Origin of the sequence: [Actinomadura] parvosata subsp. kistnae, from assembly GCF_900323885.1 — a bacterium.
Lineage (GTDB): Bacteria > Actinomycetota > Actinomycetes > Streptosporangiales > Streptosporangiaceae > Nonomuraea > Nonomuraea composti.
This window is the reverse complement of sequence record NZ_OOHJ01000030.1, coordinates 473,982-498,106: the sequence shown is the minus strand read 5'-3', so window position 1 is coordinate 498,106 and position 24,125 is coordinate 473,982. Positions and strand designations below refer to the sequence as shown.

General features: G+C 72.7%; 18 protein-coding genes and 2 pseudogenes. 12 read left to right on the top strand and 8 right to left on the bottom strand.

Features of this window, described 5'->3' with window-relative positions; all coding sequences use genetic code 11:
* Positions 1-4: 4 nt before the first annotated feature.
* Positions 5-3,478 carry a serine/threonine-protein kinase gene (locus KIS93_RS58045; RefSeq protein ID WP_186405078.1) on the bottom strand — a complete coding sequence of 1,158 codons (3,474 nt, stop codon included), beginning with the start codon at positions 3,476-3,478 and terminating at the stop codon, positions 5-7.
* Between the two features lie 219 nt (positions 3,479-3,697).
* Between KIS93_RS58045 and KIS93_RS58040 the strand changes: the two genes are divergently transcribed.
* Together KIS93_RS58040 and KIS93_RS58035 are read left to right on the top strand one after the other, a co-directional pair.
* Positions 3,698-5,659 carry a glycoside hydrolase family 71 protein gene (locus KIS93_RS58040; protein ID WP_080039590.1) on the top strand — a complete coding sequence of 654 codons (1,962 nt, stop codon included), beginning with the start codon at positions 3,698-3,700 and terminating at the stop codon, positions 5,657-5,659.
* A gap of 238 nt (positions 5,660-5,897) precedes the next feature.
* On the top strand, positions 5,898-7,772 hold the full coding sequence (locus KIS93_RS58035) for a sialidase family protein (RefSeq protein ID WP_080039589.1): 1,875 nt from the start codon (positions 5,898-5,900) through the stop codon (positions 7,770-7,772).
* Positions 7,773-7,844: 72 nt separating this feature from the next.
* Here the strand turns inward: KIS93_RS58035 and KIS93_RS58030 are convergent, their stop codons facing one another.
* Positions 7,845-8,663: an MBL fold metallo-hydrolase gene (locus KIS93_RS58030; protein ID WP_080039588.1), complete on the bottom strand. Its 819-nt coding sequence runs from the start codon at positions 8,661-8,663 to the stop codon at positions 7,845-7,847.
* A gap of 86 nt (positions 8,664-8,749) precedes the next feature.
* Here KIS93_RS58030 and KIS93_RS58025 point away from each other — a divergent pair, with 86 nt between their 5' ends.
* A complete protein-coding gene (locus KIS93_RS58025; RefSeq protein ID WP_080039587.1) occupies positions 8,750-9,352 on the top strand; it encodes a helix-turn-helix domain-containing protein in 603 nt (200 codons plus the stop codon).
* Between the two features lie 115 nt (positions 9,353-9,467).
* On the opposite strand, the gene KIS93_RS58020 is transcribed toward KIS93_RS58025, so the two are convergent.
* Entirely contained in the window at positions 9,468-10,301 is an 834-nt protein-coding gene (locus KIS93_RS58020) for an ABC transporter permease (protein WP_080039586.1), read from the bottom strand.
* Complete coding sequence (locus KIS93_RS58015; protein ID WP_155127700.1) at positions 10,298-11,191, bottom strand: ABC transporter ATP-binding protein; 894 nt, start codon at positions 11,189-11,191, stop codon at positions 10,298-10,300. The genes KIS93_RS58020 and KIS93_RS58015 overlap by 4 nt, the downstream gene beginning before the upstream one ends.
* Positions 11,192-11,317: 126 nt before the next feature.
* Between KIS93_RS58015 and KIS93_RS58010 the strand changes: the two genes are divergently transcribed.
* Entirely contained in the window at positions 11,318-11,731 is a 414-nt protein-coding gene (locus tag KIS93_RS58010) for a pyridoxamine 5'-phosphate oxidase family protein (protein WP_080039585.1), read from the top strand.
* 8 nt (positions 11,732-11,739) lie between these two features.
* Here the strand turns inward: KIS93_RS58010 and KIS93_RS58005 are convergent, their stop codons facing one another.
* The 3 genes from KIS93_RS58005 to KIS93_RS57995 all read right to left on the bottom strand — a co-directional run bounded on the left by KIS93_RS58005 (position 11,740) and on the right by KIS93_RS57995 (position 14,018).
* The gene (locus KIS93_RS58005; protein WP_080039584.1) at positions 11,740-12,108 is read right to left on the bottom strand and encodes an STAS domain-containing protein; all 369 of its coding nucleotides are present in this window, start codon (positions 12,106-12,108) and stop codon (positions 11,740-11,742) included.
* Between the two features lie 354 nt (positions 12,109-12,462).
* Positions 12,463-13,803 (bottom strand): MbnB/TglH/ChrH family RiPP precursor modification enzyme, encoded by a 1,341-nt coding sequence (locus KIS93_RS58000; protein ID WP_080039583.1) that lies wholly within the window; start codon positions 13,801-13,803, stop codon positions 12,463-12,465.
* Complete coding sequence (locus tag KIS93_RS57995) at positions 13,800-14,018, bottom strand: hypothetical protein (RefSeq protein ID WP_080039582.1); 219 nt, start codon at positions 14,016-14,018, stop codon at positions 13,800-13,802. The genes KIS93_RS58000 and KIS93_RS57995 overlap by 4 nt, the downstream gene beginning before the upstream one ends.
* A gap of 181 nt (positions 14,019-14,199) precedes the next feature.
* Between KIS93_RS57995 and qcrB the strand changes: the two genes are divergently transcribed.
* Together qcrB and KIS93_RS57985 are read left to right on the top strand one after the other, a co-directional pair.
* Positions 14,200-15,828, top strand: a complete 1,629-nt coding sequence (gene qcrB / locus KIS93_RS57990) for a cytochrome bc1 complex cytochrome b subunit (RefSeq protein WP_080046831.1) — start codon at positions 14,200-14,202, stop codon at positions 15,826-15,828.
* Positions 15,829-16,086: 258 nt separating this feature from the next.
* Positions 16,087-16,608 carry a sigma factor-like helix-turn-helix DNA-binding protein gene (locus KIS93_RS57985; RefSeq protein WP_186405077.1) on the top strand — a complete coding sequence of 174 codons (522 nt, stop codon included), beginning with the start codon at positions 16,087-16,089 and terminating at the stop codon, positions 16,606-16,608.
* 61 nt (positions 16,609-16,669) lie between these two features.
* On the opposite strand, the gene KIS93_RS57980 is transcribed toward KIS93_RS57985, so the two are convergent.
* Positions 16,670-17,563 carry a sigma-70 family RNA polymerase sigma factor gene (locus KIS93_RS57980; RefSeq protein ID WP_080039580.1) on the bottom strand — a complete coding sequence of 298 codons (894 nt, stop codon included), beginning with the start codon at positions 17,561-17,563 and terminating at the stop codon, positions 16,670-16,672.
* A 427-nt stretch (positions 17,564-17,990) separates the two neighbouring features.
* Between KIS93_RS57980 and KIS93_RS57975 the strand changes: the two genes are divergently transcribed.
* The 6 genes and pseudogenes from KIS93_RS57975 (at position 17,991) to KIS93_RS69445 (ending at position 24,124) form a co-directional block, all read left to right on the top strand.
* Positions 17,991-19,025, top strand: coding sequence for a ParB/RepB/Spo0J family partition protein (locus KIS93_RS57975; protein ID WP_230466254.1), 1,035 nt, complete (start codon positions 17,991-17,993; stop codon positions 19,023-19,025).
* Between the two features lie 48 nt (positions 19,026-19,073).
* Entirely contained in the window at positions 19,074-19,562 is a 489-nt protein-coding gene (locus KIS93_RS57970; RefSeq protein ID WP_080039579.1) for a PhzA/PhzB family protein, read from the top strand.
* 40 nt (positions 19,563-19,602) lie between these two features.
* Positions 19,603-20,762, top strand: a pseudogene (locus tag KIS93_RS57965) (3-deoxy-7-phosphoheptulonate synthase).
* 14 nt (positions 20,763-20,776) lie between these two features.
* Entirely contained in the window at positions 20,777-21,400 is a 624-nt protein-coding gene (locus tag KIS93_RS57960; protein ID WP_080039577.1) for an isochorismatase family protein, read from the top strand.
* Positions 21,397-23,262 carry an anthranilate synthase family protein gene (locus KIS93_RS57955; RefSeq protein WP_080039576.1) on the top strand — a complete coding sequence of 622 codons (1,866 nt, stop codon included), beginning with the start codon at positions 21,397-21,399 and terminating at the stop codon, positions 23,260-23,262. The genes KIS93_RS57960 and KIS93_RS57955 overlap by 4 nt, the downstream gene beginning before the upstream one ends.
* Positions 23,259-24,124: pseudogene (locus tag KIS93_RS69445) on the top strand (PhzF family phenazine biosynthesis protein). The gene KIS93_RS57955 and the pseudogene KIS93_RS69445 overlap by 4 nt, the downstream one beginning before the upstream one ends.
* The last annotated feature ends 1 nt before the right edge of the window (position 24,125 follow it).

Below are 24,125 nucleotides of genomic sequence, written 5' to 3'. Positions count from 1 at the left end.
AAGGTCAGCAGACTTCGGGGTAGTCCGCGTCGGGGATGAGGTCACGCCACCGCTCCGGTGTCACGGTGACGCCGGTACGGGCGCACACGGCGGCGGCCACCCGCCCGGCCTCGATCGGCAGCTCGCGCAGCATGCCGTCGCCGCCCACGCTGAACAGCGCGGAGCCGTCGGGGGAGAAGGCGAGCCCGAGCAGCGGGCCCGCGTGTTGCGGGATCGGGGCGCCGAGCGGGCGTCCGGTGGCGACGTCCCAGAGCCGGACGGCGCCGGTGAGACCGCCGGCGGCGAGCGTGCGGCCGTCCGGCGAGAACGCCGCGTGGGCGAGCTGGTCGGGCTCCTCCTCCGGGACGTCGAGATGCCTGATGAGCGGAGAGCCGGCGGCGCCCATGAGGTCGATGCCGGTGCTCGCGCCCCCTGCGGCGATCATCTTCCCGTCGGGGCTGAACGTGAGCGCGCGGCCGCCGTTGCCGCCCACGCCGAACGGTTTGCGGTGCCTGGCGCCCGTGCCGAGCTCGACCACGCCGTTGTCGCCGGGCCCGTTGACGGCCAGCGAGGTGCCGTCAGGGCTGAACGCCAGGCGCGGGCCGCCCGCCTGGTCGAGCTCCCTGATCAGCGACGCGTGCGGCACGTCCCAGAGCTGCACCTTCCGCCAGGTGTCGCGGAGGGGAGCGACGGCCAGCGTGCGCCCGTCGGGGGAGAAGGCCAGGCCGCCGATCGCGTAGGCGCCCTGGACGGTGATCGTCTGCCCGGGCCGCCTCGTCCCGGCGTCCCAGATGGTCACCTTCGCCCGGTCGGGGGTGCTGGTGGCGAGCACGCGCCCGCCCGGGCCGAACGCCATCACCACGCCGGGGCCCGGAGGGACCTGCAGCGGGACGGCCGCGCGGGAGCCGACGGTGATCAGCCGGGTGGTCGTGCCCTGGAACGCGGCGAAGCGGGCCTGCCCGTCGATCGCGGCCGTCCGGGTGCGGGAGACCACCGCGCCCGGGCGGGTGAGCGCGGCGATGTCCAGGAGGGTGACCTCGCCGGTGGCCACGCGGTAGGCGAGCGTGCGGGCCGCGGAGTCGAAACGGGGACCGTCCACGACGTCGCGCGCCGGGTGCCGCAGGATCCGGACGCCGTCCCGGCGCCACAGGGAGACGGCCCGGCCGTCGTAGGTCGCCAGGTACCGGGCGTCGTCGCTGAAGGAGATGCCGCCGGCGTGCTCGCCGCGCAGGGTGCCCGCCCACCGGCCGCCGGCGACGTCCCACAGCCTGACGTCGTCACCGGCCCGGACGGCGAGGATCTTCCCGTCGGGGGAGAAGGCGGCGGCCTGGCCCCGGGCGGGGGCGGCGCCGCCCGGTGGCGTGCCCGCTCCCCGGCTCGTCAGCAGCCGGTACGGGGCCGCGCCGAAGACCTGGGCGATCAGGCGGCCGTCGCCGGAGACCTCGACCGACTCCAGGTCGTCGTCACGCACGTCCATCACGCGGCGCGGGGCGCGTCCGGACAGCTCCCACACCTGCCCGCGGGGCCGCCTGACGGCGGCGAGCGTCTTCGTGCCGAACGACAGCCGTTCGGCGGACGCGAGCCCGAACGGCCGCCCGATGGGCTGCCCGCCGCGCAGGTCCCACAGCTGGACGGAACGGGTCGAGCCCACGGCCAGGCTGCCGCCGTCGCGGCTCAGGGCGATCGCCGTCACGTTCGTGCCGACGTTCAGGCCGCGGGCCACCGGCAGCCGGGCGCCGCCGGCGACGTCCCACAAGGTCACCGCGCCGCCGCGCACCGCGGCCAGCGTCCTGCCGTCGTGGCTGAGGTCGTACCGGACGACGCCGCTGAGCGTGCCCGGCCGCCACACGCGTGACTCGCGCTGGGCCAGCGACCCGAACAGGGACTCCCTGACCTCGATCTCCTTCGGCGCCAGGCTCCAGGCGGCGAGGGTGAGCAGCATGGCCCGCACCGGGTCGCGCGCCCGCAACCCCTCGGCGGTCCGGGCCGCCTTCCTGGCCGCGAGCGCGTTGTTCTGCGCTGTCGGGTCGCGGGCGATCAGGATGCCCACCACCGCGACGGTCACGGCCAGCAGGGCGGCGAGCGCGGCCCGCACCTGGCGGCGGCGCAGGTTCTGCCGCCGGTGCTGCGCCACCGAGGCGTCGAGGAAAGCTTGCTCCAGCCGGTTCAGGGTGAGGCGGCGGTCGCCGTCGGCCCAGTGCCGCAACATGCGCAGGGTGCTGCCGCGAGACAGGTCGGCGGGGTCGCGGCCGCCCGCGTTCCAGAGCTTGGCCGCCCTGCCGAGCAGGCCGTGCAGCACCAGGCCCTGCCGGTCGGCGTCGATCCAGCGGCGCAGCCGCGGCCAGGCCCGCAACAGGGCGGCGCCGGCCAGGCTGACCGTGTCGCCGTGGCACAGCAGCAGCCCGCCCCGGGTGAAGCCGTCGAGCACGCGGCCGACGCGTCCGGGGTCGAGCGTGCCGTCCAGGAGGTCGCCGAGGTCGGCCTGGCGCAACGCGCCGTCCGGGTCATCGCCCGGCAGCACGAGGCGCAGCAGCACGTCGGGGACGACCTCCCGGTCCGCCGGGCCGAGCCGCGTGTAGATCTCCTCCGCCACCTCGCCGAGCGGCCGCTCACCCACCTCCTGCGGCGGGCCGCCGGGCCGGTGCGCCTCCTGCGCCAGCTCGCTGCCCTCGGCCAGCAGGAGCCGGGTCTCGCCCTTGCCGCCCACCAGCTCCTCCAGCAGCGCCCTGGCCTCGGGCCGATCGGCCGGATCCGCCGACATCGCCGCGCCCACCAGCCGCAGCAGCCTCCCCTCCAGCGCCGACAGGTCCGGCGGCACGGTCAGGACCAGGTTGTAGACCGCCACCGGGCTGCCGGCGACGAACGGCGGCCGGCCCGTCGCGGCGAACAGCACCACCGCCCCCCACGCCCACACATCGGCCGCCGGACCGGCCCGCTCGCCGCGGACCCGCTCGGGCGCCATGTACGCGGGGGTGCCCGGCGGGAACGGGCCGTCGTCGGTGAGCGTGGTGCCGTCCACCCGGGCGATGCCGAAGTCGATCACGCGCGGGCCGCCGGGGCCGAGCATGACGTTCTCGGGCTTGAGGTCGCGGTGGATCACCCCGGCCAGGTGGATGGCGGTCAGCGCGGTCGCCACCCCCGCCGCCAGCCGGTGCAGCTCGGCAGGCCCGTAGGGGCCGCCCTCGGCCACGGCCCTGCGCAGGCTGAGCCCGTCGACGTACTCGCTGACGATGTACGGCTGCGCGCCGTGCAGCTCCGCCGCGATGACCCGCGCCGTGCAGAACGGCGCCACCTTGCGCGTCGCCGCGACCTCCTTGACGAACCGGGCGCGCGCCGCGTGGCTCTCCGCCCGGTCGACCCTGAGCAGCTTGACCGCCACCCGCGTGCCCGCCCGGTCGTACCCCTCGTAGACGACGCCCTGCCCGCCGGCTCCGATCTGCCGATGCAGCCAGTAGTCACCGATCCGCTGCGGGCCGCCCCCGGATGACGTCTGAGTCATCGAGCCCTCCGCACCTGTCGCCCGGCTCGACACCGACCTCTCGATAGTCGTCCAGGCCCGCCCGCCTGCCAAGGGTCCGGTTCGGGACAGCGGCCCCGGCCCGCCTCGTCCCGGCGGGAACGCGGCTTGACCTGAACGGCCGGCGTTGATCATGCTTCGTCCTGGCTCGGAATGCCGTGGATCCCGACGGATCCGCTCCCCTCACCTTCAAGGAGTTCCATGGTCCACCCCCATCGGGTGCCGGCGGCGGTGACCGCCCTGGCCGCGCTGGCCATGCTGGCGTCCGTCGCGGTCGCTCCCGCACCGGCCGCCGCGCTCGCGCCGGTCACCGTGACCGTCGCCGCGGCCGAGGACGTCTTCATCAGCCAGGGCGAGCCCGCCAAGAGCTTCGCCACCGCGACGTGGCTGAGCGTGTGCGGCTCCTCCTGCGGCGGCACCGCCGCCGGCCAGCGTCAGGCGCTGCTCCGCTTCAAGGTCGCCGGCATCCCGGCGGACGCCCAGGACGTCAAGGCCACCCTGGAGGTCGTCTCGGCCAGGACCACCGACACCACCATCTCCGCCCACCCCGTGACGGGCACCTGGACCGAGGCCGCCACCACCTGGAACACCCGCCCGGCGGTCGGCGCGAGCACGATCGGCTCGCACACCGGGTTCGCCGCCGGCGCGACCGCCAAGCTGGACCTCTCCTCCGCCGTCCCGGCCGACGGCACGTACGCCTTCGCCCTGACCGGCACCTCCGACACCACGACGGTGCTGATGTCGTCCCGCGAGAGCGGCGACCGGGGGCCGAAGCTCACGCTCACCTACACGCCCGGCACGGGGGAGGAGCAGACCGACGGGCCGCTGCCGTTCACCCCGGCCAGTACGGCGGCGCTGCGGGCCTCGGGCAAGAAGGTGTTCGCGCACTACTTCACGCCGTATCCGATCTCGCTGGACAACGCCGCGCCGGAAAACGATTACTACGCCCGCAACTACCTCAAGCCCGACGGGGAGAGCGGCAAGCACGCCGCCTACGGCGGGCTGCTGCGCGACCGGCCGCTCGGCCGCGCACCGATCGCCGCCGACTACGCGCTGACCGACCTCAAGACCGAGGTCAAGCAGGCCATCGCGGCGGGCCTGGACGGCTTCACCGTGGACATCCTGTCCGTGACCAGCGCGCACTGGACCCGCGTCCAGAACCTGATCAAGGCCGCCGAGGCCGTGGACCCCGGCTTCAAGATCGTGCTCATGCCGGACACGAACGGCCTGGCCTCGGTCGACAGCGCCACCCTGGCCTCCTCCATCGCCAAGCTGGCGGAGTCGGAGTCGGTCTACCGGCTCCCCGACGACCGCCTGGTGGTCGCCCCGTTCAAGGCCGAGGGGCACACCGCCGCCTGGTGGAGCGACTGGATGAAGACGATGGAGACCGCCCACGGGATCAAGGTCGCCCTGGTGCCCGTCTTCCTCAATTTCACCACCAACCGCGACGCCTTCGCCCCCATCAGCTACGGCTTCTCCAACTGGGGCGGCCGCAACCCCGCCGCCAACGCGAACCTCACCACCGCCATCACCACCGCGCACAACCTGGGCAAGCTCTGGATGCAGCCGGTGTCCGTCCAGGACGAGCGCCCCAACCAGGGCATCTTCGACGAAGCCGGCAACACCGAGAACCTGCGGGCCACGTGGAAGGGCGCCATCGACGGAAAGGCGGACTGGGTGCAGCTCACCACCTGGAACGACTACTCCGAGAACACCCAGTTCGCCCCCTCCAGGAACGCCGGATGGACCTACCTGGACATCAACGCCTACTACCTCACCTGCTACAAGCTGGGCTGCCCGAAGATCACCCATGACGTGGCCTACCTGACCCACCGGGTGCAGCCGGTCGCCGCCGCCCCGTCGTACGCGCAGACCAAGCTGATGAAGCTGCGCGGTGGCAGCACCGCGGCCCGCGACACGGTCGAGGTGCTGAGCATGCTCACCGCCGCCGGCAAGGTGTCGGTCACGATCGGCGGCACGACGCAGACCTACGACGCGCCCGCGGGAGTGTCCGCCAAGACGTTCCCGCTCAGACCCGGCACCGCGTCGGCGACCGTGACCAGGAACGCGGCCACGGTCGCGAAGGTCGTCTCGCCGTACCCGATCACCGCGACGCCGTACGTGCAGGACCTGCACTACCGCGCGGCCTCCAGCGGACGCTGACCGAAGACACGATGCGGGTACGGCGAGCTCCGCCGCTCGCCGTACCCGATGGCCGGGGCCGACATCGACGGCGGGGCCGCGGTCGGTGCGGGTGATCGGCTGTTGTCCGGATGCGGCCAGCCCTTGGGCCTTGGCGAGCCGTGGGGGCGGGCATACCGTCACGTTCTCGGGTCCTCCCGTCATGGGCGGGGCCGGTCGGGAGCCCCCGGCTCAGTCCCCGTCGTCCCATGGAGGCAGGATGCGATTCCGGCATGCCCTCGGCCTGGTCGCCTCGGCCGCCCTCGTCCTGGTGATGATCCCGTCCACCGGCGCGCAGGGCTTCTCGTACGACGATCTCAAACCCTGGCAGCGACGCCTGGCCTCGGGCGCGCTCAGCGACGCGCTCGGGGAGCGGCCCGCGGCGGCCCGCCAGGCCGTGACCGGGTTCCGGCCCGCCGCGGCCCCCGACTGCGACGGTCGGCGCGGCGACAACGTCAAGGTGAACCAGAACTGCCTGAACCTCACCGACCCCGACCTGGCCGGGCGCGGGCAGGCGCAGAACGAGACCTGGATCGCCGCAAACCCGGCCGACCCCCGGCAGCTCGTGGCCTCCTACAACGACTACCGGCGCGGCGACGGCACCTGCGGGGTGTCGTACTCCCGCGACGGCGGCGCGAGCTGGGCCGACACGACCGTCCCGAACGGCTTCACCCGCGGGACCGCGTTCGGCGGGTTCCCGCGTGAGTACTGGCAGGCCGGCGGCGACACCTCGGTGGACTGGGACAGCCGCGGCAACGTGTACCTGTCGTGCCAGGTGTTCAAGCGGGGCACCACGGTCACCGGCGATCCCGACCAGTCCAGCGCGTTCTACGTCTTCCGCTCCACCGGGACGGGCGGCGCCTCGTTCACCTTCCCCGGGCGGCCGGTCGCCGAGCACGCCGACCTGGCCGGGGCCGGCGACTTCCTGCTGGACAAACAGCTCATGGCGGTCGACGGCTTCGCGGGCAGCCCGTTCAGGGACCGCGTGTACGTGACGTGGACGACGTTCGACGCCGACGGCACCGCCTACATCTTCGGCGCCTACTCGGCCGACTACGGCGAGACCTTCAGCGCCCCCGTGCTGATCAGCTCGGACTCGCCCCTGTGCGCGAACACGTTCGGCATCCCCACGCCGCGCGGCTCCTGCAACGTCAACCAGTTCTCCCACCCGGCGGTCGGCCCCGACGGCGCCCTGTACGTGGTGTGGGCCAACTCCAACACCACCCCCGCCAACGCGGCCGACAACCACCTGCAGATGCTGCTGGCCAAGTCGACCGACGGCGGCGCCTCCTACTCGGCGCCGGTCAAGGTGGGCGACTTCTTCGACCTGCCCGACTGCGCCACCTACCAGGGCGGCGCCGACCCGGGACGGGCGTGCGTGCCCGAGAAGGGGCCCACGTTCAACTCCATCTTCCGCGCCGCCAACTACCCCTACGTCAACGTCAACCCGCGCGACCCCGCCCAGGTCACCGTCACCTACGGCTCCTACGTCAACCGCAACTCCCGCGAGGCCGTCGGCTGCACCCCCGCCGGATTCACCGGCCCGCTGGGCAACGCGCTCTATGACGGGGTCAAGACCGGAGGGTGCAACAACGACATCGTCGTGTCGGAGTCCACCGACGCGGGGGCGTCCTTCACCGGCACCGCCGCCGACGTGCGTACCCTCGCCACCGCCACCGACCGTCCCGGCCAGCGCACCACCGACCAGTTCTGGCACGGCGCCGACTACTCGCCGCTCGGCAAGCTGGTCGTCGCCTACTACGACCGGCAGTACGGCGGCGACAGCCGCAGCGGCTTCTCCGACATCTCGCTGTCCACCCGGTCCGGCTCCGGCTTCCAGGTGCGGCGGGTGACCTCCTCGGCGATGCCGCCGCCCACCCAGTTCGGCGGCACGTTCTACGGCGACTACATCCAGGTCACCGCCACCGCCACACATGCGTATCCGGCCTGGTCCGACACGCGTACGGCGGCCCGGTTCCTGTGCCCCGGCACGGGCGTGCCCGGCGTCCCGCCGCGGACCTGCACAGCACCGGCCCCGCAGGCCGACCCCGCCAACGACGAGGAGATCTTCACCGCCAGGGTCCCGATTCCCTGACGGAGCCGTTCACCTCGGTCGTTCCCGGCGGCGACGCCTTCGCGAGCGCGGCCCGGCACCGGCACGCTCGCATCAGCCGATCGGTGGTGCGAGGTATTCGAGCGCATACCCCTCCCCGGAGGGCGTGACGCGGGCGATGCCGGGGGAGTCGAGGTGGGCGCCGGCCACGAAGTGGTGGGGCCGGGTCAGCCGGTCGAGGAGGGCCGCTCGGGCGGCGCGGGCCCGGTGCTGGTCGCCGTCGAGCTCCCACGACACGTTCGGCCGATCGAACTGGAGGGTGGGGACGTGCACGGTGTCGCCCCAGACGAGAAGGTGGCCGGTGCCGCTCCTGACGTCGTAGACGGTGTGGCCGGGGGTGTGGCCCGGTGCCGGGATCGCGGTGGTCCAGTCGTTGATCGCGACGTTCTCCGTCACGGGTACGACCCGGTCGCGGATCGGCGCGAGCCGCCCCGTGAACACCGAGGCGTCGCCCGCGCCGATCCACACCCGCTCCAGCTCGGTGAACGCCTCCGCACCGCCGGGCATGACGAGGCCGCTCACGTGGTCCTCGTGCCGGTGGGTGATGGCCACGTCGGTGACCTGCGCGCGATCGATCCCCGCCTCGTCGAGCGCGTCGTAGATCAACCCCATGGTGGGGTCGTGCCAGGCGTCGGACGCGCCGGTGTCGATGAGCACCGACCGGGTGCCGTCGGTGACGAAGAAGGCGTTGACCGACAGCCGCAGGTTGTCACCGGCCAGCGGGACGGCGGCCGGCAGCTCGGCGAGCGGACGGCCGTCCTCGCCGCGCAGCCGGGTCGGCGGCATGTCGATGTACCCGTCGCGCAACGAGGTCACCCGCAGCTCGCCGAACGCGAACGTGGCATGGTGCCGGCCGCTTGAGATCAGACGCATGAGCGCATCTCCTATGGAAGACGATTTCTACTTTAGAAGAAACCGTACACTATGGCGAGCGAGGTACCCGTCGATCAAGGAGCACGGTGGTCGAGCAGAACGCGACCGGAACACAAGAGAGTGACGACCTGGCCGGCGCGTTCGGCGTGAACGTGCGGCGACGCCGCGAGGAGGCGGGCCTGACGCTCGAGCAGTTGTCCCTGCGGTCGTCGGTCAGCCGGGCGATGCTGTCCAAGGTCGAGCGCGGCGAGAAGAGCCCGACGATCGGCGTCGCGTCGAGGATCGCCCACGCGCTCGACACGTCGCTCTCGGACCTGATCGGCGCGCCGGCCGGCGCCGCGTCCGGCGTGGCCATCGTCATGCGCAAGAACGATCGCCCCGTCTTCCGCGACCCGGAGACCGGCTTCGAGCGGCACATGGTGTCGGCGGCCCCGGGCGCGGGAGGGGCCGAGATGATCGTCCACTACCTCCCCGCGCAGGTCTCCACCGGGCTGCTGCCCGCGTACCCGCCGGGCACGGAGAAACAACTCGTGGTGCTCCAGGGCACCCTCACCGTCGCGCTCGGCGGGATCACCGAGACCCTGGACGCGGGCGACTCCCTGTTCTTCCAGGCCGACGCGGACCACGGCTTCGCCAACCGGACGAACGCGCCCTGCGAATACATCATGGTCATCTCACGCAGAACCTGACGCGCGGACCTGGACAAAGCCGGTGCTCCCACCAAGGGCTGTGTCCCCGTACGCGGCGGCGTACCTGCCGGTCAACCGGCCGCAGGACGGCACCGTGCACGACTGGTGAGCTCCTTCACCCGACCCGCCGCAGGGCGCGCTCGCGGCGGGCCGCGACCGTCGAGCCGGACTCCCTGCGGGCCATCCGCCGCAGCACGACCGGCGCCAGGAGCAGGCCGAGCACCGCCCAGGCGGCCAGCACCCCGGCGGTCTCCAGGTGCCGCCACGACTGGCCGATCTCGACGGCGGCCGCCGCGTCCGGCAGCAGGGCCGCGCGCATGCCGAGCCCCATCCAGTAGAGGGGGAAGAGCTGGGCGATCCCCTGCAGCCACTCCGGCAGCGAGGTGATCGGGTAGAAGATGCCGGAGATCCCGACCAGCGCCAGGAACGGCAGCTGGACCAGCCCCTGGGCGCGGGCGGTGGTGAACACCGAGCCCAGCACCGCGCCCAGCGGCAGGGTCGCGACCAGGCCGAGCGCCAGCACCCAGGCCAGGCCGGGCCAGGAGTCGGGGCCGATCCGCAGGCCCTCGACGAGGAGCACGGCCGGCACGAGGAAGATGGCCAGGTCGGCCAGCAGGCCGCCGGACACCGAGATCACCTTGCCGATCAGGTAGGCGGGCATCCCGTGCGGGGTCGCCTTGGCGCGCAGCAGGGTGCCGTCCTCGCGGTCGGCGGTGAGCTGCTGGCTCATGCTGATCAGCCCGGTCGCGGCGTTCATGCCGAGGATGCCGGGCAGGGCCAGGGCGCCGAGCAGGAGGCCGCCGACCGGCAGGTCCCGGACGAAGAACAGCGTGGCCACCATCAGGGCGGGCCACAGCACGTGGGAGACCAGCTCGGCGCCGTTGGTGAACGACTGCCGCAGCTCGATCACGCCCCTGGACCAGCCCGCGCGCAGCACCGTCGCGTTCATCCGGCCGCCCCCTCGGCCTCGCGCACCAGCGCCAGGTACGTCTGCTCCAGCGAGGCCCGGTGCACCTCCAGCTCCCGCACGCCGTCGCCGTGGCGGGCGAACAGCTCGCGGGCGAACGCGGTCGAGTCGGGCGTCCTTTCGACGTGCCGGCGCCCGTCGTACGTCCAGCGCACCTCGTCCTCGCCGGCGATGCGCCGCGCCAGCTCGGCGGCGGTGCCGTCGGCGACTATCCGGCCGCCGTTCAGCACCAGGATGCGGTCGGCCAGCTTCTCGGCCTCGTCCAGGTCGTGGGTGGTGAGCAGGATCGTGGTCCGGCGGGCGGCGGCCAGGTCGCGGACGAGCTCGTGGAAGCCGGACCTGGCCTGCGGGTCGAAGCCGGTGGTCGGCTCGTCGAGGAACAGCAGCTCGGGGCGCCCCACCAGGCCGATCGCCACGTCCAGCCGGCGCCGCTGGCCGCCGGACAGGGTCTTGAGCTTCTTGCCGGCGTGCCCGCTCAGGCCGACCCGCTCGATCAGCTCGTCGGCGTCCCAGGGGCGCGGGATCCCGGGGGTGGCGTAGGGGGCGTAGTAGGTGCCGAGGTGGGCGAGGAACTCGCGTACCCGCCACTTGCCGTGGTCCCGCCACGACTGCAGGACGATCCCGAGCCGGGCCCGCCACCGCTCGTCGCCGTGCGCGGGATCGGTGCCGAGCACCGAGACCCGGCCCCGCGAGCGGACGCGGAAGCCCTCCAGGATCTCGATCGTGGTGGTCTTGCCGGCGCCGTTCGGCCCCAGCAGGGCCACCACCTCGCCGTGCCGGGCCTGGAAGGTGACGTCGTGCAGGACGTCGTGCGCGCCGTAACGCATGCGCAGCCCCTCGACGTCGAGCACGAGGCCCTTGCTTCTCGTCATGACGTCACCTCTCCCGGTGACGACACGGATGCGGTTTCTCCAGACATGCGAGCAACCGTAGTTGACTAATTTGAGCGTAGTCAACTCCGGTTGCTTAAGCGGGGGTCGTCGGCATAAGGTGATCCCATGTTCCGCGATGAGGATCTTGACCTGCTCGCCCGGCCGCTCTACGCCTTCCTCACCGTCGCGCCGCGCGGCGATCGCTGGCCCGCGCCGCGCCCGGTGTGGTTCGAGGTCACCGGCGACGGCGACCTGCAGCTGTTCTCCGTCCGGGGTGCGCCCAAGCTCGACCGCCTCCGCGAGCATCCCCGCGCCTCCGTCGTCGTCGCGGCTCCGCCCGGCGAGCCCGAGCACTGGGTGTCGGTCGAGGGCTGCGTCACCCTCCACGAGGAGGGCGGCGCCGAGCTCGCGGCCCGGCTCGCCGCCCGCTACTGGGACATGAGCGACCCGAACCGCCAGAAGTTCCTCGACGAGTGGCGGGCCGGGGGCGTGCTGCGCATCGTCGTCCACCCGGAGAGGGTGAACCGCTTCTCCTCCTGACCAAGGCGTCAGACCGGTTCGGCGACTCCGCTTCCGCTCATGCTTCCCGCCGCGGTCAGCGCCTGTTCGACGTCCTCGTGGGTGCGGATGGCGACCATGGCGCCGGTGATCTCCAGGATCCGGGCCACCCGCGGTTGCAGCCCGACGAGGTGGACGGCGGCGCCGCGGGCCTGGGCGAGGATCGCGGCGGCCAGCAGCACGGTCAGGCCGGAGCTGTCCAGGAAGGACAGGCGGCCGGCGTCGACGACGAGGTGGTCGTCCAGGCTGCGGCGCACCAGGTCGAGGTAGGTCTCCAGCTCATGGGAGGTGGTGACGTCGACCTCGCCGTCGATCGTGAGCACGCACGCGCCGGACTGGTAACGGTGGGTCAGCTTCATGACAGCCTCCGCGGTTGCGGCGACGGTGCGGCGGGGCGCGGCTGGGCCGTGATCGCGGCTTGCGCGCCGGAGTGCGGGGGCATGGGAGGCGGAGCCATCGCGATCATCACCGTCTTGTCAGGTAGGCAGAAGTGATGCGGCGGCCTCGTGCCGTCGCCGTCGAGCTTATGGCCGAACCCTGATGCAGGAAAGTCAGTTCGTCGTATGGTCTCGGGGTAGCGAGATGTATCCGTTCCGTACACGCGCGTCGGCCGAGCGGCACGGCGGCGCGGTGCATCCGGCCGCCGTGCGGCGGGCGCACGTCCGCTCGCCGGAGATCACCCGCCCGCACGAACGGTTCCGCGACGGGCCTCTTCAGGGCGGAGGGCTCACCGTGATCTCGTAGCTGCCTGGCGGCTGCGCGGACGGAAGGCGTCCCTCGAGGAGGGACGTGAGCACCGGGCCGGGATCGACGCCGAACGAGACCGCCTGCGCCCGGCCGGTGAGCACGGCCTGCTGGGCGGCCAGCTCGAACGCCATCACCTCCCGCAGATGGGGCACCTCCAGCGGCAGGTCGCCGACGTGGGCGGCGAAGCGCCGGGCCTCGTCGGCGGCCATCGGCTGCGAAGGGGTGGCGGTCCAGAAACCGGCGAACAGCTCGTCCACGGCCGCGCCGCCGAGCGTCAGCAGGAGCAGCCGCGTCGTGAGCGGGAGGGCGTCGGCGACCTTCCCGGCGCGGACGGAGGCGATGAGCTCGCGTAAGACCGCGATGCCGGGGTCCGCGACGGCGCCCCGGCTCTGGAGGGCCGTGGCGAGGGCGTGCTCCCAGACCGCCGGCGCCGGGGGTGTGGGGGTGGCGGCGCTGCCGCGCGACTTCCACAGCTCGCGCAGCTCACGCAGCTGGTCGCGGGTCTCCTCCGCCGGCGGGGCGCTGTCCGGCATCACCTCGTAGACGACGGCCTTGAGGTTCGGCAGCCGGGGGATCACCTGGCGGGCGCACTCCATGACCTCCGGCGCGACGGGCCCGGAGTGGGCGTCCACCCAGTAGCCGGCGTACTCCTGGCCACCGGCGAGATGCACCTCGATCACCCGTTCCAGGGGCAGCTCGGACACCACGTCGAGGACGCGCTGGCGGCCGTTGCGCTCGTTCGCCCAGAGGTTGTGCAGGTCGAGCAGGATCCCGCAGCCGGCCGCGCGGGCGACCGCGGCGAAGAACGTGCCGTCGGGCAGCTCGCCCGGCACCGGCCGCAGATAGCTGACGCCGGTCTCGAAGGCGAACGGCACCGGCAGGAGCTCGCGCATCCTGCGGATGTTGGCGACGGCGAGGGCGATGCCCTCCTCGCTCTGCACGGGCGGCAGCAGGAAGCCCAGGTCATGGGGGCCGGCCTGGTTGAAGCTGAGATGCTCGCTGGCCCACGCCGCCTGGAGCAGCGCGACGGAGTCGGCGAAGGGCCGCAGGTGGCGCTCGTCGGCCACCGTGCCGCCCACCGGACACCCCACGCCGTGCACGAGCTTGGGCTTCGGGATCCGCGCGAGCCGTTGGAACGCGCGCGCGTCCAGCTCGTACGGCCCGCCCGGCGCCCGAGCCGGGAACCAGAACACCTGCGGCTCCACCTCGACCACGTCCACCAGGTCGAGCAGCCCGTCGTGCTCGGGCCAGTAGACCAGCCCGACCCCCAGCTCCGGCAGCTCCCGCAGGTCCTGGAGGTCGCTCATCCGGGCTCGCGGATCTCGAGCTTCTCGTTGACGAGGAACCTGCGCTGGAGCTCGTACCGGATGTCCCAGCCCGAGCAGCAGCCCCGGCAGCCGAGGCGGCCGAGTATCTCCTTCTGCACGCTCTGGAACCGCTCCAGGTCGAAGGCGACCTCCGCCGGGATGGTGACCTGCACCACCCGGCCGCCACCCTGCTCGAACCCGCTGTCAGACGCCATGTTCCCTCCCTGTCCTCATCGACCATTGAAGACGGCGGAGCGAGGGGAACGCGCCAGGGTCTCACCCGGGGAAATCCCTAGGGGGACGGACGAGGCGCGTCACCTCTTCCCCGCCCCCGTCGTCTACCTAGAAGGAGGCACTGGTACGCGAGAAGGGAGGTAAGGCGTGAGCGACAGCGCGATGAGGACCGTCCCGAAAGCCGTCGCCCGGCCGTCGGGCTTCCTCGACGATCGCCTGGGCGGAGCCGGCTTCCTCAAGCGGAACCTGCGCAAGATCTTCCCGGACCACTGGTCGTTCCTGCTGGGTGAGATCGCGCTCTACTCGTTCGTCATCCTGCTGCTGACCGGGACGTTCCTGACGCTCTGGTTCAAGCCCAGCATGACGGAGGTCGTCTACGACGGCTCGTACGCGCCGCTCAAGGGCGTCATGATGTCCGAGGCGTACGCGTCGTCGCTGGAGATCAGCTTCGACGTGCGCGGCGGCCTGCTCATCCGGCAGATGCACCATTGGGCGGCGCTGCTGTTCGTGGCCGGGATGATGGTGCACGCGCTGCGCGTGTTCTTCACCGGCGCGTACCGCAAGCCGCGCGAGATCAACTGGATCATCGGCGTGGCGCTGCTGACGCTGGCCCTGTTCGAGGGACTGACCGGCTACTCGCTGCCCGACGACCTGCTGTCCGGGGCCGGGTTGCGGGTGACCGAGGGGGTGGTGATCTCGCTGCCGCTGGTGGGGACGTACATCCGGTTCTTCCTGTTCGGCGGGGAGTATCCGGGCGATGAGGTCATCTCGCGGTTCTACTCCATCCACATCCTGCTCATCCCGGGCATCATCCTGGCGCTGGTCACGGCGCACCTGGTGCTGATGTGGGTGCAGAAGCACACGCAGATGCCGGGCAAGGGCCGCACGAACCGGAACGTGGTGGGCGCGCCGTTCTACCCGGCGTTCATGGCCAAGTCGGGCGCGTACTTCCTGTTCACGCTGGGCACGGTGGCCGGGCTCGCGACGTTCGCGCAGATCAACCCCATCTGGCTGTACGGCCCCTACACGCCGGCCGACGTGTCGGCGGGCTCGCAGCCGGACTTCTACCTGGCCTTCCTCGAAGGCGCGCTGCGCATCATGCCGCCGTGGGAGCTCCACGTCCTGGGCTTCACGCTGCCGCTGAGCGTCATCATCCCGGCGCTGGTGCCGCTGGGCATCATCGTCGTGGGGATGGCGGCCTACCCGTTCGCCGAGCGCTGGATCACCGGCGACCACCGCGAGCACCACATCGCCGACCGGCCGCGCAACAACCCGCACCGCACCGCGATCGGCATGTCGGCCGTCGCGTTCTACGGCGTGCTGTGGTTGTTCGGCGCGAACGACGAGCTGTCCACGACGTTCCACATCAGCCTGAACGCCACCACCTACGCGGGCCGGGTGCTCGTCATCGCGGCGCCGGTCCTGGCGTACGTGCTCACCTATCGCATCTGCCTGGGGCTGCAGCGGTCCGACGCGGCGCTCGTCGCGCACGGCGTGGAGACGGGCGTGATCAAGCGGTTGCCGCACGGCGAGTTCGTCGAGGTGCACGCGCCGCTGTCCGAGGAGAGCGAGGCGCACCTGCGCGGCAAGGAGCCGGTGCCGGCGCTCCCGGCCGGCGCGAACGGCTCGGGCGTGCTGCCCGAGCGCCTGCGGGGCCCGCTGGGCGGGCTGCGCGGCCGCATGTCCAGGGCGTACGGCGGGGAGAAGGTCCCGCTGGGCAACGGCCACGCGCCGGAGACCCTGGGCAACGGCCACGCGCCGAAGAAGCAGGGCGTGCTCCCGCCCCACTGACGCCGTTGCGGGGCCGGAGGGCGAGGACGGGTCCGGTCCCGCAACGGTCCGGCCCCGTAACGGCCCCGCAGCGGTTCCAACATGGTCCCGCTCTCACGTCCGGCGCGGGCGCGACGGCAGCGCGCCCCGCCGGCCGTCGGCATGCCCACCCGCATTACCGGCCCGGAGCGGGGGCCCTTCCCCTGAGGAGGAACACCGGCAAGCATGACATCGCCGTCGTACTGGCGCTCCGCCCCGTACAGAACGGATCATCAGACCATGGCGACCGAGCATCCCCCAGGCCCGCCGGACGACGAAGGCGATGCGCCGGCGCGGGCGTTCGAGCAGCACGAGCCGCTGCTGCGGGCGGTGGTCCTCAGCATGCTCGGCGATGCCGAGGCGGCCGAGGAGGTGGTCAGCGAGACCCGGGCCCGCTGGCGGGCCCCGGCGGGCGAGCCCGCCGGGCGGCCGGAGAGCGAGCTGACCCGCCTGGCCACCACGCTGGCGCTGGCCCGCCTGCGCGCCGCGCGGCAGGCCGGCGAGGAGCACATCGGGCCGTGGCTGCCCGAGCCGCTGCGGGACGAGCCGGGGCTGAGCCTGGCCGAGTCGGTGTCGGCGGCGCTCAGCACCGCCATGTGGGCGCTGCGCGCCGACGAGCGGCTGGTGTTCCTGCTGCGCCACGGCTTCGGGTTCTCCTACGCCGACATCGCCGCGGTCACCCGCAAGCCGGAGGAGAAGGTCCGCCGCCTCGACGGCGAGGCCCGGTTCAGGATCCGCGGCCAGGTGCGGCCGCCGCGCTAGCCGCGGGGTGTGCAACTGTGGAAGCGCATGGTTGCACACCCCGCTGGACGCGCCCGGCCGATCAGGAGTCGGGGTGGCCGGGCAGGGCGAGGTCGAGCTCGCGCAGGCGCTCCGGCTCGCCGATGACCTCCACCGAGGTGATCCGGTCGTCGTCGATGCCGAGCAGCAGCACGAGGCGCAGCCGCCCGCGCGGCGCCACCACGATGCCGAGCTCCCCGCCGACGAGGATGGGCTCGGCGAAGTGGGCCCGGCCGCTGTTGGTGAGCGTCTCCTCCGCGATGCGGCGCGCGCCGCGCACCTCCAGCTCCTCCTGCGCCGGCAGCGCGACCCGGTCGCCCCTGCGCACCACGTCGGGCGCCAGGACGGCCATGAGGCCCTCCAGGTCTCCGGCGCGTGAGGCGGCCAGGAACGCCTCCACCACCTTGCGCCGGCGGGCGAAGTCGGCCGGCGGCACGCCGGTGTTGCCGTGCACGCGCTGCCGCGCCCGGCTGGCGAGCTTCTTGGCCGCCGACGGGGTGCGCTCGACGATGCCGGCGATCTCACCGAACGGCACGGCGAACAGGTCGTGCAGCACGAACGCGACCCGCTCGGCGGGCGTGAGCGTGTCGAGGACGACGAGCAGCGCCAGCCCGACCGAGTCGGCGAGCACCGCCTCGTCCTCCGGGTCGGCCACGTCGCTGGGCGGGGCGAGCTGGTCGAGCTCGCCGAGGTCGGTGTAGTCCTCCCTGCGGCGCTGGCGCGAGCGCAGCATGTCCAGGCAGATGCGGGCGACGATCGTCGTGAGCCAGGCCTGCACGTTGCCGACCGCGGAGGTGTAGGCCGAGGAGGCCCTCAGCCACGCCTCCTGCGTCGCGTCGTCGGCCTCGTCGGCCGAGCCGAGCATCCGGTACGCGATGTTGCGCAACCGCTTGCGGGAGTGATCGAAGTGGGCGGCCAGTTCGGCCTGAGTGTCCATCGGTCACCTTTCCTGGAGACGGGGCGTCGTATCAGGTGGAAAGCGCTCGCACGATATGCGTGGTTTTGACAGGGGACGGGGTGTCGTGCTGATGGTGGTGCGTCATCTGACCAGCGGCGGTGGAACGACAGCGGACGATGCTGCCGGAGGGCGGCGGGCAGTGTGCGACATGCCTCTCATCCTTCCATCCTCCCGCCACTGTGCCCCCGTCGCGACGCGACCCCCGTATCCGAGAACCGGCGTGCTCGTGCGGGCGCGATCCATTCACGGAGTCGGCGGCTTTCCGCCGCACTGTCCAATGCCGGTCAACAGGGAAGACCTCGGAGCACTGGCTATACCGAGGGTCGATCCTTAAGCTGACGAATGGCCGTGCCAGACGTGAAGAATGCGCTCCCGTCCCGTTTCCTTTCATTAGGAAGGTCCAGCCGTGACCCTTCACACCACAGCCGAAGCAGTTCGAAATGAAGCGATTCCCCTGCCAGCGGGAGATGATCTGCTGCGCCAATTACCGGAGGAAGTCGTCCCCATCGGCGACCTGCTGCCGTCCTTCTCCCCCCGGGAGCGGCACGAGGACCCGGCGCACGTGCGCCGGCTGGCCGAGACCGGCGGCGGCGCCGAGCCGCTCCTGGTGCACCGCCCCACGATGCGCGTCATCGACGGCATGCACCGGCTGCGCGCGGCCACGATGTGCGGCTGGTCGCACATCGCCGTGCGCTTCTTCGACGGCAGCGAGGCCGACGCGTTCGTGCTGGCCGTCCAGCTCAACGTGCGGCACGGCCTGCCGCTGACGCTCGAGGAGCGCAGGGCCGCCGCCCGGCGCATCATCGCCTCGCACCCCGACTGGTCCGACCGCGCGATCGCCGAGCGGGTCGGGCTCAGCTCCAAGACCGTGGGCAAGGTACGCCGCGAGGCCGGCGCGTCCTGCCTGGCCACCCGGCTGGGCCGGGACGGCAGACTCCGGCCTGCCAGCAGCGTCGAGGGGCGCCGCAGCGCGGCCGTCCTGCTGGCGGGCGACTCCCAGATCTCCCTGCGCGAGCTGTCGCGCAAGACCGGCCTGTCGGTGGGCACCGTGCGCGACGTGCGCGACCGCCTCGACCGCGGCCAGGACCCCGTGCCCGACCGCCTGCGCGGCCAGGACCGCCGCGCGTCCGCCGACGGCGCGGCCCCGGGGAAAGGCGCCACTTCGGGGAAAGGGGCGGCCTCGGGGAAAGAGGTCGCCAAGGCCATGTCCGAGACCTTGTCGCTGGTGCGCAAGCTCACCCGCGACCCGTCATTGCGGGCCACCGAGTCCGGCCGCACGCTCCTGCGGATGTTGCTCGCCGCCGAGGCCGTCACCCTGCGCTGGGAGCACATCTCCGAGGCCGTCCCGGCCCATTCCGTGCCGCTCGTGCGATCGGTCCTGCTGAAATTCTGTGACGACTGGAAGCGGCTCGCGGACCGCGTTCCGCAGCACATCTCCTAGCCGGGATTTCGTTATTCATTCGCCTTTCAGAAATGCGGAGAATTCGCCATGCCCGAAAACGGCCACTATCCGGGAAACAGCGCCGACATAGCCCTGAGGAAGAAGAACCGGGCGACCGTCGAAAAGTACATGAACACTCGGGGCGAGGAACGGCTGCGCCGCCATCTGCTGTTCACCGAGGACGGCACCGGCGGCCTGTGGACCAACGACACCGGCGAGCCGATCGTCATCCGGGGACGCGACCGCCTCGCCGAGCACGCGGTCTGGTCGCTGCGCTGCTTCCCCGACTGGGTCTGGTACAACGTCCAGATCTTCGAGACCGGCGACCCCGGCTTCTTCTGGGTCGAGTGCGACGGGGAGGGCGCCATCCGCTTCCCCGGCTACCCCGAGGGCCACTACCGCAACCACTTCCTGCACTCCTTCCAGCTGGAGGACGGCCTGATCCGCCGGCAGCGGGAGTTCATGAACCCCAACGAGCAGCTGCGCGCGCTCGGCATCCCCGTCCCCGAGATCCGACGCGAGGGGATTCCGACCTAGGAATCCGGCAGACAACCGAGGGAGAGCCGTGGACCACGCGATGCCCGACATCCGGCTCAGCGCCGCGCTGCAGCAGCCGGCCTGGGAAGACCCGTCGCAGGTGCAGCGCGTACGAGAGGTGCTGGCCGCCCGCCCGCCCCTCGTACGGCCCAGCGACGTGCACGTCCTGCGCACGCTGCTCGCCGCGGTCGCGGCGGGCCAGTCCCTGGTCATCCAGGCGGGGGACTGCGCCGAGGACCCCGAGGAGTGCACGCAGGAGCACGTCAGCCGCAAGACCGCCGCCCTGGACGTGCTGGCCGGGGCACTGAAGATGGTCGGACGCAAGCCCGTGCTGCGCGCGGGGCGCATCGGCGGGCAGTTCGCCAAGCCGCGCTCCAGCCCCGTGGAGAAGGTCGGCGACCTGGAGCTCCCGGTGTTCCGCGGGCACCTGGTCAACGGCCCGGAGCCGACCCCCGAGAGCCGGCAGCCCGACCCCTTGCGCATCCTGACCGGCTACATGGCCGCCAGCGACATCATGGAGCACCTGGGCTGGCGCGGCTCCTCCCGCCGCCCCGCCAACGACCCGCCCACCTGGACCAGCCACGAGGCGCTGCTGCTCGACTACGAGGTCCCCATGCTGCGCCGCGACCCGTCCGGGGCGCTGGTCCTGGGCTCCACGCACTGGCCCTGGATCGGCGAGCGCACCCGCCAGCCCGACGGCCCGCACGTCGCCCTGCTCGCCGAGGTGGTCAACCCGGTCGGCTGCAAGGTCGGCCCCAAGACGACCCCCGAGGAGCTGCTGGCCCTGTGCGAGCGGCTCGACCCGGGCCGCGAGCCGGGCCGCCTCACCCTCATCGCCCGGATGGGCGCGGGCACCGTGACCCGCGCGCTGCCGCCACTGGTGGAGGCCGTACGGGAGGCCGGCCACCCGGCCATCTGGCTGTGCGACCCCATGCACGCCAACACCGTCACCACCCCGGCGGGCGCAAGACCCGCCTGGTGCCCGAGCTGATGCGGGAGGTCGGCGGGTTCGTGGCCGCGGTCGAGGCGGCCGGCGGCGTGGCGGGCGGCCTGCACCTGGAGACCACCCCCGACGACGTGGTCGAGTGCGTCGCCGACGAGAACGACTTCGACGAGCTGGGCGAGCGCTACACCACCCTGTGCGACCCCCGGCTGACGCTCTGGCAGGCGGTCTCGGTGATCTCCGCCTGGGGCGACTGAGAGAAGGAGAGCCCATGCCCGGCATTCCCGCGATCGAGCCCTATCCGCTGCCCACCGCGGGCGACCTGCCCCGCGGCCCCGTCCCGTGGATCCCGGACCCCGCCCGCGCGGTCCTGCTCGTCCACGACATGCAGCGCTACTTCGTCAACCCCTTCCCCTCGCCCACCCGCGACGAGCTGGTGCGCGGCATCGCCCTGCTGCGCTCGCGCGCCGCCGCGCTCGGCGTCCCCGTGGGCTACACCGCGCAGCCCGGCAGCATGACCGAGGAGGAGCGCGGCCTGCTCAAGGACTTCTGGGGCCCCGGCATGCGCAGCACGCCCGCCGACCGGCTCGTGGTCGACGAGCTGGCCCCCGAGCCCGGCGACTGGATGTTCACCAAATGGCGCTACAGCGCGTTCTTCCGCTCCGACCTGCTGGAGCGGATGCGCCGCCTGGGCCGCGACCAGCTCATCGTCTGCGGCGTGTACGCCCACGTGGGCGTGCTGATGACGGCCGTGGACGCGTTCACCAACGACCTGGAGACCTTCCTGGTGGGCGACGCCGTCGCCGACTTCAACGCCGATTACCACCGGATGGCCCTGGAGTACGCCGCCGAGCGCTGCGCCGCGGTGGTCACGGCCAAGGAGGTGTTCACATGAGCGACCTGCTCGGCACCGTGCTGGGGCCGAACCCGCCGTCGTTCGCGCTGCTGCACCGCCCCGAGGCCGCCGGGCCGGGCACGATCGACGTCCTGACCGGCACCGTCACCCATCCCTCCCGGCTGGCCGGGATCCCGCTGCCGGACCTCGCGCGAGACGGCGGTCCCCGTCACGAGGTGCTCGCGGTCATCCCCTACCGGCAGATCGCCGAGCGCGGCTTCGTCTGCGCCGACGACGGCACGCCGCTGATCGCGATGGCCGTACGGGCGCAGCAGACGGTCACCGTGCCGGAGGCGCTGGCCCGCATCCCCACCCCGGACATCACCCTGACGGGCGGCCGGTTCGACGTCGGCGACGACGACTACGCCGAGATCGTCCGCAGGGTGATCAAGGAGGCCATCGGCGAGGGCGAAGGCGCCAACTTCGTCATCAGGCGCGACTTCGTGACCGCCATCGACGGGTACGCGCCGCACCACGCCGTGGCGCTGTTCGCCCGGCTGCTGGAGGTCGAGTCGGGGGCGTACTGGACGTTCGTCATCCACACCCCCGGGCGCACGCTCGTGGGAGCGACCCCGGAGCGGCACCTGACGCTGCGCGGCGGCGTGGCGACCATGAACCCCATCAGCGGCACCTACCGCTATCCGCCCTCCGGGCCGAACCTGCCCGAGGTGCTGGACTTCCTCGCCGACCGCAAGGAGTCCGAGGAGCTGTACATGGTCCTGGACGAGGAGCTGAAGATGATGTCCAGGATCTGCCGGCCGGGCGTGCGCGTGCTGGGGCCGCGGCTGAAGGAGATGGCGCGGCTGGCGCACACCGAGTACTACATCGAGGGCGACAGCGCCTGGGACATCCGCGACATCCTGCGCGAGACCATGTTCGCCCCGACGGTCACCGGCAGCCCCCTGGAGAACGCCTGCCGGGTCATCGCCCGCCACGAGCCGCACGGCCGCGGCTACTACAGCGGGGTCGCCGCGCTCATCGGCCGCGACGACTCCGGCGGCCGGACGCTGGACTCCTCCATCCTCATCCGCACCGCCGACATCGACGCCGCCGGCGGGGTGCGCATCGGCGTCGGCGCCACCCTCGTCCGCCACTCCGACCCGGCCTCCGAGGTGGCCGAGACGCGGGCCAAGGCCGCCGCGCTGCTCGCGGCGCTGCAGCCCAGGAACGCCGGGCTGGGCGGGCACCCGCGCGTGCGCGACGCGCTGAGCCGCCGCAACACCTCCGTCGCGGGCTTCTGGCTGCACGGCCGCACCGAGCCGGCCGCCGTCCCCGCCGGGCTCGCCGGCCGCTCGGCGCTGGTGATCGACGCCGAGGACACGTTCACCTCGATGCTCGACCACCAGCTGCGCGCGCTGGACATGCGAGTGACGGTACGCCGCCACGACCAGCGGCCCGACCTCGACGGCCACGACCTCGTCGTGCTGGGCCCCGGCCCAGGAGACCCCCGGGACGCGGGCCACCCCAAGATCGCCTACCTGCGGGCGGCCGCCGCCGGGCTGCTGGCCGCGGGCCGCCCCTTCCTGGCGGTCTGCCTGAGCCACCAGGTGGTCTGCGACCGGCTCGGCCTCGAGCTGCGCCGCCGCCCCACGCCCAACCAGGGCGTGCAGAAGGAGATCGAGCTGTTCGGCGTGCGCGAGCGGGTCGGCTTCTACAACACCTTCGCCGCCCACTGCGCCACGGACACCATCGACGTCCCCGGCGTCGGGCGGGTCGACATCTGCCGCGATCCCGGGACCGGCGAGGTGCACGCGCTGCTCGGCCCGCACTTCTCCACGCTGCAGTTCCACGCCGAGTCCGTGCTGACCCAGAACGGGCCGCGCGTCCTCGGCACGCTGATCGAGAGGGTGCTGCGGCCATGACGGCGGACCAGGCGCTACAGGTTTCCGGGCACGAGTACGTCGTCGTGGACGCCTTCACCGACACGCCGCTGAGCGGCAACCCGGTGGCCGTCTTCTTCGGCGCCGACGACCTGCCGGCCGCCCGCATGCAGAGCATCGGCAAGGAGATGAACCTGTCGGAGGTCACGTTCGTGCTGCGGCCCGAGCGGGGCGGCGACGCGCGCGTGCGCATCTTCACCCCCGTCAACGAGCTGCCGTTCGCCGGCCACCCCCTGCTGGGCACGGCCATCGCGCTCGGCGAGCGGCTGCCGGGGAGCGGCTGCTGCTGGAGACAACGATGGGCGTCATCCCGTTCGAGCTGGAGCGCGGCGGCGGGCGGGCGGTCGCCGCCCGGATGGAGCAGCCCGTCCCGGTGTGGGAGCCGTTCGACCGGACCGGGGAGCTCCTGGAGGCGCTCGGCGTCCCGCGCTCGGAGCTGCCCGTCGAGATCTACACCAACGGCCCGCGGCACGTCTTCGTCGGGCTGCGGGACATCGCCGCGCTCTCGCGCGTCGACCCCGACCAGCGGGCCCTGGCCGGCTTCCCCGACATGGCGGTCAACTGCTTCGCCGGATCCGGCACGAGCTGGCGCAGCCGCATGTTCTCGCCCGCGTACGGCGTCAGCGAGGACGCCGCGACGGGCTCGGCCGCGGGCCCGCTCGCCATCCACGTGGCCCGGCACGGCCGCGCCCCCTTCGGCCGGTGGATCGACATCCACCAGGGCGTCGAGATGGGCCGCCCGTCGCTGATGCGGGCCTGCGCGAGCGGCGACAACCGGCAGATCACGTCCGTACGGGTCGGCGGCGCGGGCGTCACCGTCGCCCGCGGCGTCATCCACGTCTGAA